Annotated in this window: 8 protein-coding genes; 3 read left to right on the forward strand and 5 right to left on the reverse strand. The window is 58.6% G+C overall.

Features of this window, described 5'->3' with window-relative positions; genetic code table 11:
* The first annotated feature begins 110 nt into the window (after positions 1-110).
* Positions 111-2,165: an ATP-dependent zinc metalloprotease FtsH gene (ftsH, locus tag FEM03_RS10435; RefSeq protein WP_138086196.1), complete on the forward strand. Its 2,055-nt coding sequence runs from the start codon at positions 111-113 to the stop codon at positions 2,163-2,165.
* 357 nt (positions 2,166-2,522) lie between these two features.
* Positions 2,523-3,926, forward strand: a complete 1,404-nt coding sequence (locus FEM03_RS10440) for a DUF1552 domain-containing protein (RefSeq protein WP_138086197.1) — start codon at positions 2,523-2,525, stop codon at positions 3,924-3,926.
* A 15-nt stretch (positions 3,927-3,941) separates the two neighbouring features.
* Here the strand turns inward: FEM03_RS10440 and dgt are convergent, their stop codons facing one another.
* Positions 3,942-5,246: a dGTP triphosphohydrolase gene (gene dgt / locus FEM03_RS10445; RefSeq protein WP_138086198.1), complete on the reverse strand. Its 1,305-nt coding sequence runs from the start codon at positions 5,244-5,246 to the stop codon at positions 3,942-3,944.
* 149 nt (positions 5,247-5,395) lie between these two features.
* Between dgt and FEM03_RS10450 the strand changes: the two genes are divergently transcribed.
* Entirely contained in the window at positions 5,396-7,669 is a 2,274-nt protein-coding gene (locus FEM03_RS10450; protein ID WP_138086199.1) for a heavy metal translocating P-type ATPase, read from the forward strand.
* Here FEM03_RS10450 and FEM03_RS10455 read toward each other — a convergent pair whose 3' ends face one another.
* From FEM03_RS10455 to FEM03_RS10470, 4 genes are read right to left on the reverse strand one after another with little or no spacing between them, the layout of a single operon-like run.
* A complete protein-coding gene (locus FEM03_RS10455; protein ID WP_138086200.1) occupies positions 7,670-9,031 on the reverse strand; it encodes a GGDEF domain-containing protein in 1,362 nt (453 codons plus the stop codon).
* Between the two features lie 60 nt (positions 9,032-9,091).
* A complete protein-coding gene (locus FEM03_RS10460) occupies positions 9,092-11,629 on the reverse strand; it encodes a cellulose synthase subunit BcsC-related outer membrane protein (protein ID WP_166442771.1) in 2,538 nt (845 codons plus the stop codon).
* Entirely contained in the window at positions 11,626-12,735 is a 1,110-nt protein-coding gene (locus FEM03_RS10465; protein WP_166442772.1) for a family 8 glycosyl hydrolase, read from the reverse strand. The genes FEM03_RS10460 and FEM03_RS10465 overlap by 4 nt, the downstream gene beginning before the upstream one ends.
* 10 nt (positions 12,736-12,745) lie before the next feature.
* Positions 12,746-14,893 (reverse strand): cellulose biosynthesis cyclic di-GMP-binding regulatory protein BcsB, encoded by a 2,148-nt coding sequence (locus FEM03_RS10470; protein WP_138086203.1) that lies wholly within the window; start codon positions 14,891-14,893, stop codon positions 12,746-12,748.
* Positions 14,894-14,918 lie beyond the last annotated feature (25 nt).

Raw genomic sequence — 14,918 nt, forward strand, 5'->3', positions numbered from 1 at the left:
GTGCACGTATTCAAACTTGAACGGAAAAGTAGCCTTTGGTGTCTTTTCTTTGCCACATCCTGCTTAGGGTGTATGCTGCCCGGTATTTTCTCTTTTCGCCCCTAATCTCCATGCTTGACGAAGACCCTAACGCCCAACGTAACAATCGCCGCGCTCCAGAACCTCAGTTTAACTGGAAAGGTGTCGTGTTGCTTGGTGCCTCCGCCCTAATCATTGCCTGGGCATTTTTCCTGAATCAAGGTGGTGGGATGAGCGATCCGCCGATTGACTACATGAAGTTCAAGGAGTTGGTGGTGCAGAATAAGGTGCTGTCTTCGACGAAGAACCCGCTTTATCTGGTGGAGAATCCATCCAAGCGTGAGCAATACATTCAGGGTTCTTATGACAACGGCGCAAAGGCCGATGGGAAGCCTGACATTCGTGAATTCACCACGCCGGTGAACATCGCCTATCAAAAGGAGGAGATTGCGGAATTGCTGAAGGACAAAAAGGATCCAGACGGCAACGCGCTGACCTTGACCCCGAGATATTTCTCTGATCCAACGGGCATGATTTTCATGACCTTGCTGCCGATTTTGATCTTGGTGGGCTTGTTTTTGTTGATTCGGCAGCAGATGAAAATGGCCGGCCGGGGAGCGATGAGCTTTGGCAAGAGCCGTGCGAAAATGCTTAATCAGGATCGCAACAAGATCACGTTCAAGGACGTGGCTGGGTGCGATGAGGCCAAGGAAGAGGTTTGGGAGCTGGTGGAGTTCTTGAAGGACCCGAAAAAGTTCCAGCGTCTCGGTGGTAAGATTCCAAAAGGCATTTTGATGGTGGGTTCCCCAGGAACGGGCAAAACCTTGCTGGCCAAAGCGATCGCGGGTGAGGCCGATGTGCCGTTCTTTAGCATCAGCGGTTCGGATTTTGTGGAGATGTTTGTGGGCGTTGGGGCGAGCCGTGTGCGCGACATGTTTGAGCAGGGCAAAAAGAATGCGCCTTGCTTGATCTTCATTGATGAGATCGATGCGGTGGGTCGTCATCGTGGTCACGGCATGGGCGGTGGTCATGACGAACGTGAACAGACGCTCAATGCGATGCTGGTGGAGATGGATGGTTTTGATACTCAAGAAGGGGTCATCATCATTGCCGCCACCAACCGTCCTGACGTGTTGGACCCTGCGTTGCTTCGTCCCGGTCGTTTTGACCGTCAGGTGACCGTGAGCCTTCCCGATGTGAAAGGTCGCGAGGAAATTTTGAGGGTGCATGCGAAGCGCGTGAAAATGAGCGAGGCGGCCGATTTGAACAAGATTGCCCGTGGCACTCCCGGTTTCTCGGGTGCGGAACTGGCCAACATCATCAACGAAGCCGCGTTGCTTGCTGCCCGCCGTAACTTGAAGGCGATCGGAACGCCGGAACTTGAAGAAGCGCGCGACAAGGTGCGCTGGGGTCGTGAACGTCGCAGTCTGGCCCTGAGCGAGAAAGAAAAGGAGAACACGGCTTACCATGAGGCGGGTCACGCGATCTTGATCGAAGTGCTCGAACATACCGATCCTTTGCACAAGGTGACCATCATTCCTCGTGGTCCATCGTTGGGCTCCACCATGTGGTTGCCTGAGGAAGACAAGTTTACGCATCGCAAAAGCGAATTGTTGGATGACCTGGTGGTGGCCATGGGTGGTCGTGTGGCTGAAGAGATTCAGTTCGGCGACGTGACCAATGGTGCCATGGGCGACATTCGTCAGGCGACCAACATTGCCCGCAGCATGGTTTGTGCCTGGGGCATGAGCGACAAGCTGGGAATGGTTGAGTATGGCGAGGGCGAAAGCGCGGTGTTTTTAGCCCGTGATCTGGGGCGTTCCCGCAACTACAGCGGAGCTACGGCACAGAAGATTGATGAAGAGGTGAAACTCTTCATTGATGAGGCCTACAACAAGGCGCGTGCGTTGCTGCTACAGCACAAGGACAAGTTGGATGCGATTGCGCATGCGCTGCTTGAGTATGAGACCTTGGATGGCAGCCATATTCGTGAAATCATGGAGACCGGACGAATTCAGAACCCACCGCAGTCGCCCAAACCGCCAACGCCTCCTCCGGTGCAAAATGCTCCGGCTGAGCGTCCGGTCAATTCGCAGGAGGATGATGATGGTGGCCTTCCTGGTGGAGTGATTGGAGTGCCTGCCTAAGGATTGCAATTGACCTTTGATGGACCGCCGTTGCCGATTTGGCGACGGCGGTTTTTTGTTGGCTTTGGAAAGGCGCGGCATCTCTTGAATCCAGTGTTTCGAAGCCCAACGTTCTGCTTTCGTAATTCGGCGCATAGCGCTGTGGAGTGCTGCGGCTTGCCGCAGCTGTTTCAGAACCGGCCTGCCGGTTCGTGTTTGATGGTCCCGACCGCGGCGCAGCAGGCTGCACCCACCTACAGCGGCGGCAGGCCGCAGCAGTCCACGACGACTGCGTCGTAGGCCGGGCCAGGACGCGCTTGTCTTCTGCTGAGCAATGTGATTGGAAATATCGTTGGGTTGGGTTACGTAGATAAGACAATGGCCAATCTTCTCTTCCGACGTGATCCGATGTCCCGGCGTTCTGTGCTTCGGGGCATGGGAGCGACGATTGCTTTGCCGTTTTTGAATGCGATGGCTCCAACGGCAAGAGCGGCGCAATCCCAGGCGCAGGCTTTTCCGGTGCGGATGGGGGTGGTGTTTATGCCGAATGGGGTGCATCCACAGAGATGGACACCAGAGGGTGCAGGGCATGATTTTAAGCTGTCACCAATTTTGCAGCCTTTGGAGAAACATCGCGGTGACATCAATGTGCTGACGAACCTGGGGCATCACAACTGCCGCGAAGGTGACGGGCATTATGCGAAGACGGCCAACTGGTTGACGGGAACGCCGATTGCGAAAACGACGGGCAAGGATCTGCGTTGCGGGGTGAGCATGGACCAGTTTTTTGCCCGCGAGATGGGGCATCATACGAGATTCCCTTCGCTGGAGATGGGCACGGAGCCGGTGATGACCGGGGTGGATTTTAACGTGAACTATACGATGTTGTATGGTTCGCATATTTCGTGGAGAACGCCGACGACGCCGTTGCCGCCGGAGATCAATCCGCGATTTGTTTTCGACCGTTTGTTCCGTGAAAACGCGGATCAGCGCAAGGCATCAGCGATGGAGAACAAGAGTGTCCTTGATTTGGTGTTGTCGGATGCGAAGTCGTTGCGCGGTCGGGTGGGGCAGGAAGATCAACAGCGGTTGGACGAGTATTTGGAGAGCATTCGCAGTGTCGAGCAACGCATTGAGGCGGACATCGCGCGGGTGGCGAAGGGGGACAATCTTGATCCCTTGGCGCAGGAAGAATTGGCGCGTTTGGACAAGCGGATTGCTGCAGCGATGAAAGACAAAAGTGATCCCGGTGGTCGGCTGCGGTTGGATCATACGGAGCATTCGCGACTGATGCTTGATCTGATGACGCTGGCTTTCTGGAGCGACAGCACGCGGGTGAGCAGCTTCATGTTTGGTTGGGCGGTGAGCAGCAAAAGTTTTACGTTTTTGCCGGGGGTGAATCATAGTCACCATGAAAACTCCCATCACGAAAATCATGCGGACAAGCTGGAGCAGTATCAAAAGATCTGCACCTGGCATGTGGAGCAGTTCAGTTATTTGATGGATCGGATGAAGTCGATCAAGGAAGGCGAAGGAACCTTGCTGGACAACACGATGTTATTGTTTGGGTCAAGCATGCGGGATGGCAATGCACATGATCCGCGCAACCTTCCGCTGGTCCTCGCCGGTGGTGGGAACGCGGGGGTGAAAACGGGTCAGCATCTGGTGGCCGAGAAAGACACGCCGATGTGCAATTTGTTCCTCAGCATGCTGCAGGGAGCAGGGATGAACGTGAAGGAATTCGGCGACAGCGCCGGGGTGTTGAAGGGTTTGACTGCTTAAGGTCAGCGAGGTGCCTTAGAGCATCTCGCTCAGCGTCTGACTGTTGATGTCGAAGAGGCGTTGGTGGGTGCGAAGGGCGGTGCGGTCGGTGAGGCTGGAGAGCCAGTCGCAAATGAGGCGGGCACGGGTGCGTTCGTCTTCGGCTTGTTCGATGGGGGCGGCGATGTCGGCAGGGAGGAGTTGCAGTTTGTGTTTGGCCGGACGCTCGATGTAGCGGTCGCGCAGGGCTTCGAAGAGACGTTCAAGAACGGTGCTGGCTTTGAAGTCGAGTTGGTGGAGCTGGGGGGTGTTGAAGACGAGTTCAACAGCGATGCGTTTGTTGAGTTTAGCGCGGGTGCGTTCGGTTTCGTCGATGACAAGCTTCCATTGGTGGCGCTGGGTGAAGCGACTGAGATGATTGTTGTCGGGAGCGAGGGTGCAGGCACGAATGTGTTGTCCAATGCAACGGCCGAGTCGGGATTCGACGCGTTGGTCACGCATGGCTTTGAGGAGGAAATCGAGGTGATCGCTTTGGATGGTGTTGAGCGATTGATTGGCTGCCCAGGCTTCGAGTTTGGGGAGGGTGATGAAGCCGGTTTGAATGGCGTCGGCGAGGTCGTTGATGGAGTAGGCGGTGTCGTCGGCCCAGTCCATGATCTGGCATTCGATGCTGCGGAATTGGTTGCGGAGTTTGCCGGGTGGCAGGTGATCGGGGAAGGGTTGATCGTGCAGGACGAAGTTGAGGATGGGGGCTTGTTCGTCGTAGAGGTAATGGTTTTCGGAGTTGGGAGTTTCGTGCTGAAGGGTTTTGTATTTGAGGATGGCATCGAGCAGGGCGCGCGTGGGATTCATGCCTGCGCCGCTTTCGGCAAAGAGGGTGTTGGTGAGGAGTCGCAGGGTTTGGGCGTTACCTTCAAAACCTCCGTAAGGTTGCATCAGTCGATGCAGCGCACGCTCGCCGGTGTGGCCAAAGGGGGGATGGCCGAGGTCGTGGGCGAGGCAGGCGGCTTCGACAAGATCGGAGTCGATGGTGATGTTCGCGTCGCTGGTTTTGCTGAGCCAGTGGACGATGGAGCGTCCGATTTGGGCGACTTCCAGGCTGTGGGTGAGGCGGGTGCGGTAGAAGTCGTATTCGCCGATGAGGAATGAATGGAAGACCTGGGTTTTCCCCTGAAGTCGGCGCAGGGCAGGACTATGCAGGATTCGGTCGCGGTCGATTTGAAAAGGGCTGCGGTGCTCGGTGCTGGTGGAGGTGGATGATTGAAAACGCGGTTCGAAGGTTTCGCTGTCGGAGCGTTGGTAGAAAGGGGGGTGGGCTGGCGCTGGAGAAGTGGATGACATGCGGAAAAGAACTCGTGGCGATGTTTTGAGGGGATGGCAAGGGGGAATCGCGTCGGCAAATGGCGGACGTGCGCGGGAGTCTCAGTATCTTTACATGTGGAAAACGTGCAATCACTTGTGAACGGTCAGGAGGTTCCTATGTTGAAGACATGAGTTCCAACACCCGGCATGAGGCATCGCTTGATCCGGCGGTGGACTGGGCCGATGGGCTGGCGGCGTTTTTGATGGAGCAGCAGGGGGTGGAGGCGGTGTTGTTGGATCGGGATGGGCGCAAAGTGAGTGTGGCGACGCTGGGGAAGGTGGATGAAGAGGTGTTGAAGGTGCGTCTGGAACGGGTGTTGCGCGAATTGGATGTGCAGTTTGGCGGGAAGCATTTACCGAGTTTCTCACTGCCGAGGTCTGGCGAAGTGGTGTTTGGGGTGCGCAAGATGCCGGGTGATGGGTTGTTGTTGGAGAAACCGAGTTGTCCGACGGCACCGAGATTGTGGAAGTGGCGGGAGTTTCAATGGCCGGAGGCGGAGAAGATTGAGGAGCAGAGTCGTGAAGAGTGGCAGACGCTGGCGATCCAGGCGGGGATTTGCGGGGTGGCGTTGGTGGCGGGATGGTTGCTACAGAAGACTTTGCCGATGGCGTGGCCTTCAGTGGTTTTGTTTGTGATCTCGCTGGTGGCCGGGGGATGGGATGCGGCGAAGGAAAGTTGGGAGAAGGTGCGCAAGGGGCAGTTGGACATCCACTTTTTGATGTTGTGTGTGGCCTTGGGGGCGATGTCGATTGGGGCGTGGACGGAGGGGGCGTTGTTGTTGTTCTTGTTTTCGACGTCAGGGGCGTTGGAGCATTATGCGTTGCATCGGACGCATCGGGAGATCAACGCGCTGACGAAGGCGGCTCCGCGTCAGGCGCGGGTGTTGCTGGCGAATGGGAGGACGGAGGAGCGGTTGGTATCGGAATTGAAGATTGGGGATCTATTGTCGTTGCGACCGGATGAGTTGTTTGCGGTGGATGGGACAGTGATGGAGGGCGAGTCGGCGGCGGATGAGTCGAACTTGACGGGCGAATCGGTGCCGGTGGGCAAGGGCAAGGGGGAGCAGGTGTATAGCGGGACATTGAACTTGTGGGGTTCGCTGACGGTGCGGGTGGACAAGTTTGCGTCGCAGAGTTCGTTGCAAAAGATCATTGCATTGATCGAGAACGCGCAGCATTTGCGGGCACCGAGCGAGCGATTTACGGACCGCTTTGGGACGCGGTATACCTGGCTGGTTTTGGGGCTGACGACGTTGATGTTTTTTGTGTGGTGGTTGGGTTTCAAGCTGCCTCCGTTTGTGAATGCGGGCGAAGTGAGTAGTGCATTTTACCGGGCGATGACGTTGCTGGTGGTGATGTCTCCCTGTGCACTGGCGTTGAGCATTCCATCGGCGATTCTGGCGGCAATTGCCTGGGGGGCGAGGCACGGAATTTTGTTCAGGGGTGGCGCGGCGATTGAAAAACTGGCGGAGGTGGATGTGGTCTGTATGGACAAAACCGGGACGCTGACGGAAGGGGAGTTGCGGGTGACGAAGGTGGAGAGTTTTCCGTCGGGTCGGGAGGTCGAGGTGGGGGAGATCGCGTTTGCGCTGGACAGTCGTTCGAATCATCCGATTTCAAGGGCGATCGGGGCTTATGGCAAGGCGCAGGATTTGAATTTGCAGGAGGTGGTGGACTTTCAGCGCATCACCGGCGCAGGACTACGCGGGGTGGTGGGAGGCAAGGTTTGTTATGTGGGACGGCGGGAGTTGATGGCGAATGGGGATTTTTCGAAGTGGGTGAAGGAGTTGCCCGAGACGCCGTTGGGGTTCAGTGAGGTGTGGGTGTTGAGTCCGGAGGTGCTGGGCAGGATTTTGTTGTTGGACACGATTCGTGAGGACTCGAAGCGGGTGCTGCAAGAATTGAAGGCGGAAGGTTTGCGCACAGTGATGCTGACGGGTGACAGGGCGGGCGCGGCGGAGGAGATTGCACGCGAGTTGGGGTTGGATGAGGTGCGGGCGGGGTTGCGTCCGGAGGACAAGGTGAAGGCGGTGGAGGAGTTCACCAAACAGGGGCGCAAGGTGGCGATGGTGGGGGATGGGGTGAATGACGCGCCGAGTCTGGCGGCGGCTTATGTGAGTGTGGCGATGGGCGCGCGCGGCAGTGATGCGGCGCTGGAGCAGAGCGACGTGGTGTTGATGAAGGACGACATCGGCCGGTTGGTGACGGCACGCGATTTGAGCTTGAGGGCGCGTGCGGTGATTCGGCAGAACCTCGCGATTGCGCTCGGGGCGATCGCTATTGCTTCGGTGGCGTCGCTAGGTGGCTGGTTGCATCTCACGGCAGGGGTGATTGCGCATGAGGGAAGCACGGTGGTGGTGTGCTTGAATAGTTTGCGGTTGTTGTTGCCGCTCAGGAAGTGATCAGATCATGGGGCTGAATTCGGGGAGGGGCTTGAGTTTGGTGCGTTTGGCGTGGTAGAGTTGGACGTCGGCCAGATGCAAAAGATGTTCGAGGGAGGACTGGACCGGGACGGAGGCGAGTCCGATGGAGGCGGCCACATTTAACGAGACACCGGCATTGGTGGTGAGGTGGCTTTCTTGCAGAGTGATTCGAAATGACTGGCACTGTTGGGCGGCGAACTGGGAGGAGTTGGAGGAGGAAACGGCGAGGAACTCGTCGCCTCCGATTCGAAATAGTTCCCACTGATGCTGAAGCTGTTTGCGGGCGAGGCTGGCGATGTGGCGGATGGCATGGTCGCCCGTGACGTGACCGTGGACGTCGTTGATGCGTTTGAGATCGTTGAGGTCAATGAACATGACCTGGAGCATGGCGTCGGGACTGGGATGCCGCTTTTGCTGGTTCTCGATGAATCGTTCGAGGGCTCGGCGGTTGCCGAGTCCGGTCAGTCCGTCCTGCATCGAGAGGCGGCGCAGTTCACTTTCGAGACGCAGGGTTTGCAGCATCGCGGCCATGCTTTTTTGGGCAACGAGAAGGCGGACGTTGAGGTGATCGGGAGTGATGGGTTTGAGGATGAAATCGTCGGCCCCCACATCGAGAATGCGGTTGAGATTGGCGGCACGGGAATCGGTGGTGAAGATGAGCAGATGGTGGCGGGAGCGAAGGCCGGTGGCCCGCAGTTGGCGGCAGAATTCGAGGCCTTTCATTTCGCCAAGCATCAGACCAAAGACCACCAGCGAGGGGTTACAGGTGCGCAGGTGATCGAGTGCTGCAGAGGCGGTCGAGAAGCGGATGACGTCGAGACTTTGATGTTGGGCAACGAACTCGACGAGCTTCATCGCGACGAGATCCTCACCGACCAGCACGAGCGGGGAGATGTGGCCCTGGGCAGAGGGAAGGCGGGCGTAGGGGGCGTGGGATGGGGGTTCTGAGGGGTGCGGATGAGATTGGGTGGGTTGGGCGCGTTGGTAGATTCGGAGGGTTTGAATCATTCGATCAACGGCGCTGGTGAGGGTCTGAACGGCGAGATCAAGTTGATGCGTCGATTGGGATTGAAAGAGGTTTTGAATGAGCCGGCTGGTCTCAAGAATGTGGTCGGATTGATAGACGAGACAGCTGCTGCGCAGGCGGCACATGGAATGGTCGACCTGGTGCTGATTGCCCTTCTGGAAGGCGAGGTTGAGGTCGGTTAGGCACTTTACCGACTCGTCGATGACGAGGTCGACCAGCTGGTGGAACAGGTGTCGCCCAGTGTCTTCGGACCACGACAGGGACGTGGTGTAGTCGGTTTCGTTAAGGGCCGTTCGGAGTTTGAGATGGGACATGAAGCGGGATTCCGGGGTTCATGCAGCGAGTGGGGCGCGGCGCTAAGAAAGTTGATTTGTTTATTGCCAGGGTCGGGTGAGGTCGAGGACGTGGAGGGCGCGACGTTTTTCGAAGTGGTAGGTGAGTCCGAGCGAGATGGACAGTTCGTCGTAGTTGGAGGTGCGGGCGGCGAGCATGTTTCCCCACAAGCTCCACGAGTCACCGAGCAGATAGGTGCCCTGGAAGGAAATGTAGCCAATAAAGGAGCTGTCAGTGGTGCTGGGGTAGGTGCCGGTGGAGTCGCCTTCGAGGGGGAAGATGGAGGAGGAGTCTTGATCGGCGCGTTGAAATCCGGCCCCCATGCTGCCGCCGAAGAGGACGTCTTTGCCGAGTTCGGACATGAAGTCGGCTTTGAGGAAAACCTGCACGTGGTTCTGCGGGCTGAAGTAGCCGCCGTGGCCAAAGGTGTATTGGTTCAGGTTGCGGGCGAAGGTGCTGTAGGTGAGCAGGGGGCCGACGCGGAAGTAGCTGAAATCGTTGACCTTGATGGGGCGCACGATGGAGGCGGTGAGTCCGAAGTGGCCGTTGTCGGGCACGTTGGTGCCGAAGTAGTTGGCGGCTTTGATGGTGCCGGTGAAGAGGCTTTTTTCGTTGATCCAGTGACTGAGTTCGCCCTGCACCCCGGCGGCGCGGACTCCGCCCCAGGAGAGCTGGTTGACTTCATCCCGAAAGCCGACGGCGGAGAGGGAGGATTCCATGACGGGGTCGACGAACGCGCGGAGTGTCCATTTGCCTTCATCGTGATCGCGGCTGATGGAGGCGGAACCGAGGATGCTGGTTTCGACGTTGCTGTTGGTTTGCAGCACGCCAAACGAGATGGAGGGATTCCACAGCGACTCCCACTCAAAGGTGAAGCGCGCGGCGACACCACTGAAACTTTGACCGGCGGCTTCGAGGATGCCGTTGTTGTTGGGATTGGAGATTAAGGCTCCGCCATCCCAGAAGTATTGAATGACGTCGGCCTGGAAATACCCTTCCTTGGTGGGGATGCGGGCGATGACGCGAGGGGCACCGATGACGTCGGTCTGGCGTTCGGTGGTTTCACCGGAGCGGGTGGAGGCGTCGAAACCGAAGAGAATGCTGGGGGCATCGATGCCGGTGTAGATACCGTAGGTTTGCGGATCGAGTTCGACGGCTTTGCGGATGCGGCCCTGACTGAAGTAGGCGGGGGCGAGGTAGCGGGTCTGATAAACTTGTTCGAGCGGGCCACCGAAGCGGTCGGCGAGTTCCTTGAGACGGTTCCAGCGGGCAAGTTGGGAGAGAGCGGCGTAGAGGCCTTCGGCGCTTTCTTCGTCGACACGTTGGGTGTAGAGGTTTTCGAATAAGATGGCGGCGCGTTCGATTTGACCGGCGCGCAGGTTGGACCAGGCGAAAAGCATGGCTTCACCACGGGTGAGTTGACGGGTTTCGGAGGCTTCTTCGAGGGATTGTGCGGCGGCTCCCGATTGGTTGGACTTGGAGGCGGCCACGGCTTTCTGGATGAGCACGTTGGCGAGGAGCTGGGACATGCGAGGGTCGGCGTCGGGCTTGAGTCGGGCGATGGCTTCGGCCTGGGCGAGATTACCACGGGAGAACTCGGCCATGGCGAGTCCGTAGTAGGCCTCGTTGAGTTCGGGGTCCCATTCGATGGCAAGTTCGAACCAGCTGGAGGCGGTGTCGTAACCGGACTGGCGGTAGCTTGCCCAACCTAGGGCGGAGGCGAGTCCGGCATCGCGCAGTTCCATGGTTTTGTTGGCGACTTCTTCAAATCGGCCCTGACGCAGCATGAGGCCGTAGTCGACAACCGGAACGGGCAGGGGAGTGGCGGTCGGAGGCGGAATGGCGGGCAGGGGGGCTTCGGTGATCTGGGGATCGGGGATCATTTGGGCGTCGGGATAGGTGACGCCGCTGTTCGAGCTGGGGCCGGTGTTGGGTAGTTGGGTAACGGGTGCGGCGGGCAAAGGAGGACGGGGGCCGCTGGTGAGAGGCGGCTCGGGGAGACTGGAGGGGTAACCGTCGCCTTGTCCGATCATGGTGGGGTCTTCTTCGGCGTAAGGGAGATTGCCGGCGAAGAGGCCGGGTTCGACGATGGTGTATGGTTGAGGTTGTGGCTGTGATTGTGGCTGCGGCTGCGGATACGATGAGGGAGTGGGAACGGACGGGGCTCTTTGTGGAGCGGGTGCGAGTGCGGGAGCTGGGTTGGCACCGGGATTGGCTTCGACCAGAAGCCATTGTTTGTCGCCGACGGGCATGCCGGCAATTTGCGAGGCGGGGATGACGTAGTAGGTGCGACCATCGATGACGGTGGTCATGGGCTGCTGGCTGTGGATGGGAGCAGGCGGAGGCGCGGCGACGGTAGTTTTAATGTTGGGAACGATGGGGGTCGACGTGGATTCGGGCGTTTCGTTCCCGGTGGTTGGCTGGCGGTGAACGCGGTTGATGCGATCGATTTGAGGAGCGGCGGTTGTTGGTGCAATGGGGTCAAAAGCCCGGGCGTTCTGAGTCAGGGTGGCGGCGAGGAGGGAGATGGTCGCGAGATGCCGATGCTGGTGCCGTGTGATGGGAGGGATGGAGGTCATGGGACAAGCGATTGTTGATGGACGATGCGGACGAGCAGAAGGAGGGCGGCGGAATAGTAGCCGTCGGCGGGGTCGACGATCCATTGGTCAGGATCGCGTTCGCGTCCGGTATTCAGCGAGAGTTCGTAGATGGCGCGGATGCCGGGGAGGGCGGGGTCGTGACCCTCATGGGTTTTGAGGTGGATTTTGCTGGGCAGGTTGGCTTCGGTGAACTGGGTCCAAGACGCACGCAGGGCCTGGTTGAGGGCGGGTGTCTGGTTTTGCAGACCGGCCCATTGAAGGTAGAGCGGGATGCGGATGGCGTTGTAACCAAAGACGGGTTCGTAGCGTTCGGGAAGGGTGATGGGTTTGCCGATTTCCACCCAGTCGGGAGGGAGGTTGAATTTGCCGAACTGCCAGTCGTTGAGCCACTTGATGCCGTCGTTGATGAGTCGCTGCCAGACTTCGGAATCGACGGGCTGACTGGCGAATTCCTGAAGGGCTGGAAAAACCCAGTAGGAGGGGTTGGTGATGACGGAGTTCTTTTCAACGAAGCCGACCTGCCCGGGCAGGAGGATGAGCCGGCCATCGAAACCGACCACAATCATATGCTGGCGAAGGTCTTTGATGATGGCGTGTGCGGCTTCGGTCCACGCAGGATTACCCCACATTCGGGAGGCACGATAAAGCGCCCAGGCGATGAGGATGTCGCCGTCGCTGGCGTTGTTGGGGTCGAGGACTTTGGGCTCTGCTTTGGTCTCGGTCTCAGAAGATGGGATGCCCCAGCTCCAGGCGAAGAGGCGGTCGGATTCGCGCACTTGAAGATTTTTTTGGGTCCAGTTCCAGATGGACTCAAACGCGGCGGGATCCTGAAAATAGGTGGCGAGCAACATGCCGTATCCCTGGCCTTCGGAATGGGTGATGTTTTGATTAACGGTGTCGATAACACGACCGGAATCGATGAAGTGGCGTTTGAAGACATCCCATTGAATTTGCATGGTGAAGGGGATGGTCGGGGCGGTGGTTTGCGACTTGAGGGGCAGCGGCAGGGAGAGGAGAAAAAGCAGCAGGACGCAGCTCAACGCTCTTCTGAGGGAAGAGGCGGGGAGTGGTGTTTGCGGGTGCATGAAGTGGTGTTTATGAATTGCGATTGCCGGCATTGGCGAGTCGGTGGACGAGCAGGGCGAAAAAGAACAGGATGCCCAAGACGATGGCGATCCACGAGTAGCGGATTCCTTGGGTCCAGCTGGGGAGGGACGTTTGGGCGAGGGAAGGCGATGTCTGGGTCGCTTTGTCCTGGCCGGGTTCGAGATGAGCAGGGAGAGTGGGAAGCATGACCTCGACGGTTCCGGTGCTGCGGTTGATCCAGGAGACTTGTCCGCTCATGCGCTGCCAGAGAGGGCTGCTGACCCAGTCGGAGACTTTGGTGGCGAGACCGGGTCGGTCGGGGCCGCTGACAATGAGCCAGTTGGCCTGTTCGAGACTGGAGGGTTTGAGCAGGGCGACGATGAGGCCGTCGTCGCTGGGTGTTTTTGAGACCGGCGGGATGACATCGGGGATGGTTTCAAAAGCCACGGCGGTGGGACGGCTGCCGTTTGACCAGCGGCTGTGGAGGTCGTCGGTTAATGGTTTGCCAAACAGGGCAGGAGGCAGGTTGAGGAGGTCGCTGCGGTCGCAGACGGCGATGACTTTCTTGGCATTCGTGGGAAGGCCGAGGGTGAAGCGGGTTTCAAGAAGAAGGGTGTTGCTGACCTGACTGAGCTTGGCGAGCAGGTTCCAGGTGGCCAGGAGCAGGTCGTGACGGCGGCCCATGATGGCGACGGTGATGCCAGAGCCGTCGGGATTGGTGACAAACGGGTAAGCGGCGCGGGCGAAGTTTTGCAGGCTGGTATCGGGCTGGAATCGCGAGGCGGGCGGGGCGGTGAAGCGGGATTCTGGGCTGATCAAAACATGGGGTGGGTTCCAGTCGCTGACGATGCCCGAGGTGTTGGCGAGCTTGAGGTTGGCGTGGTTGAGTCCGGGTTTAAGGAGGGAGGCTGGAATGTGGAAGTGGAGACTGCCTTGGGCAAGACTCTGGGCTTGCTGGCCTTGTCCGTCCTTTGATCCGTTATAGCGGATGACTTCGCCGTTGAGTTCGAGGACGAGATGGGTGTCAGGTGGGGCTTCGCCGAGGAATGAGAGGAGAAGGTCGAGTTCAACGTTGCGGTCGCTGCCATCGTTTTCAGCGACGAGGGCGCTGGTGAGGAAGTCGAATTTGGCATGCCAGTGATTGTGGATGGAGAGTTCGGTGGTGAGGATGCCGAGGTCTTTGAAGCTGGTGATGGTGCCGGGGAGGATGGGGCTGCGTCTCACATAGGCGGCAACCTGGGGAAGTCGCAGGCCCTGGATGGTGGCGCCGGGGGTTGAGGGCATCGGCTGGTGGACGAGGCCGAGGGTGATGGCGGCTTCGAGCACCTCGGCATCATTGCGTCCGGTGACGACAAGGAGGAACCCCTGACCGCAGACGGGACTGGCGCGGAAGAAGAGGCGAGGGCCGGTGACGCGCTCGATCTCGACGGGTTGCAGGAGGTCGGCGAGTTCGGCAACGGTGCCAATGAGCAGGGTGTCGTTAAGATGGGAGGGCTTTTCGGTCCAATGAACAACGGGCAAAGTGTTGCCCATGCGAAGGGCGGCTCCTTGGATGGCGAGGGCGGCGGTGCGGGTTTTGATTTCGTTGAGATCTTCTTCCAGTCGGTAGCCGGGGAGGCAGAGGTGGAGTTGGGGACCGTAGGCGGCCTTGTCGCCGAAGAGGTCGTTGAGCATGCCCAGGGTGGGCACCATGGGCACCCAGGCGCCGGAGATGACGAGGCGGGTTTCTTTGATGTCGAGGGCCATCTGGCGCAGGCGCAAAGAGATCTCATTGCGACCGGAAAGGATGGCGCGTGGATCGATCTCGAGAACGGTGGATTGATCGGCTTGCGGCCATTGGTTGGTAGGCTTGGTGAGCTTGCCGTTGATGCGGATTTCGAGGTCGGATGGCAGGCGGTCGTGGCGACCGGAGACTTCGATCAAGACGGAGCGGATCTCACGTCGATAGCTGTGAACATAAGTCATGTTCCAGGTATCGGAGGTATGCCAGACGGTTTTCTCGCCGGTGATACGATGGACAAAGTCGACGCGGGTGGCCTGATCGCCTTGGGCTGAGGTTTGAGCGTGGCTGAGTGTGAATGGCAGCCATAGCAACAGCATTCCCCACAGGCTTTGCCTGATGATGTGGTGTTGGGGAATGGTTTTGGCTGGGAGCATGAAAAGGTTTCTCAATGGTCTTTGG

The organism is Phragmitibacter flavus, assembly GCF_005780165.1.
Classification (GTDB): Bacteria; Verrucomicrobiota; Verrucomicrobiia; order Verrucomicrobiales; family Verrucomicrobiaceae; genus Phragmitibacter; species Phragmitibacter flavus.

Bases quoted from the DNA above. Each gene is read 5' to 3' on its own strand.
- ftsH (WP_138086196.1), top strand. From the start codon at position 111: ATGCTTGACGAAGACCCTAACGCCCAACGTAACAATCGCCGCGCTCCA.
- FEM03_RS10440 (WP_138086197.1), top strand. From the start codon at position 2,523: ATGGCCAATCTTCTCTTCCGACGTGATCCGATGTCCCGGCGTTCTGTG.
- dgt (WP_138086198.1), bottom strand. From the start codon at position 5,246: ATGTCATCCACTTCTCCAGCGCCAGCCCACCCCCCTTTCTACCAACGC.
- FEM03_RS10450 (WP_138086199.1), top strand. From the start codon at position 5,396: ATGAGTTCCAACACCCGGCATGAGGCATCGCTTGATCCGGCGGTGGAC.
- FEM03_RS10455 (WP_138086200.1), bottom strand. From the start codon at position 9,031: ATGTCCCATCTCAAACTCCGAACGGCCCTTAACGAAACCGACTACACC.
- FEM03_RS10460 (WP_166442771.1), bottom strand. From the start codon at position 11,629: ATGACCTCCATCCCTCCCATCACACGGCACCAGCATCGGCATCTCGCG.
- FEM03_RS10465 (WP_166442772.1), bottom strand. From the start codon at position 12,735: ATGCACCCGCAAACACCACTCCCCGCCTCTTCCCTCAGAAGAGCGTTG.
- FEM03_RS10470 (WP_138086203.1), bottom strand. From the start codon at position 14,893: ATGCTCCCAGCCAAAACCATTCCCCAACACCACATCATCAGGCAAAGC.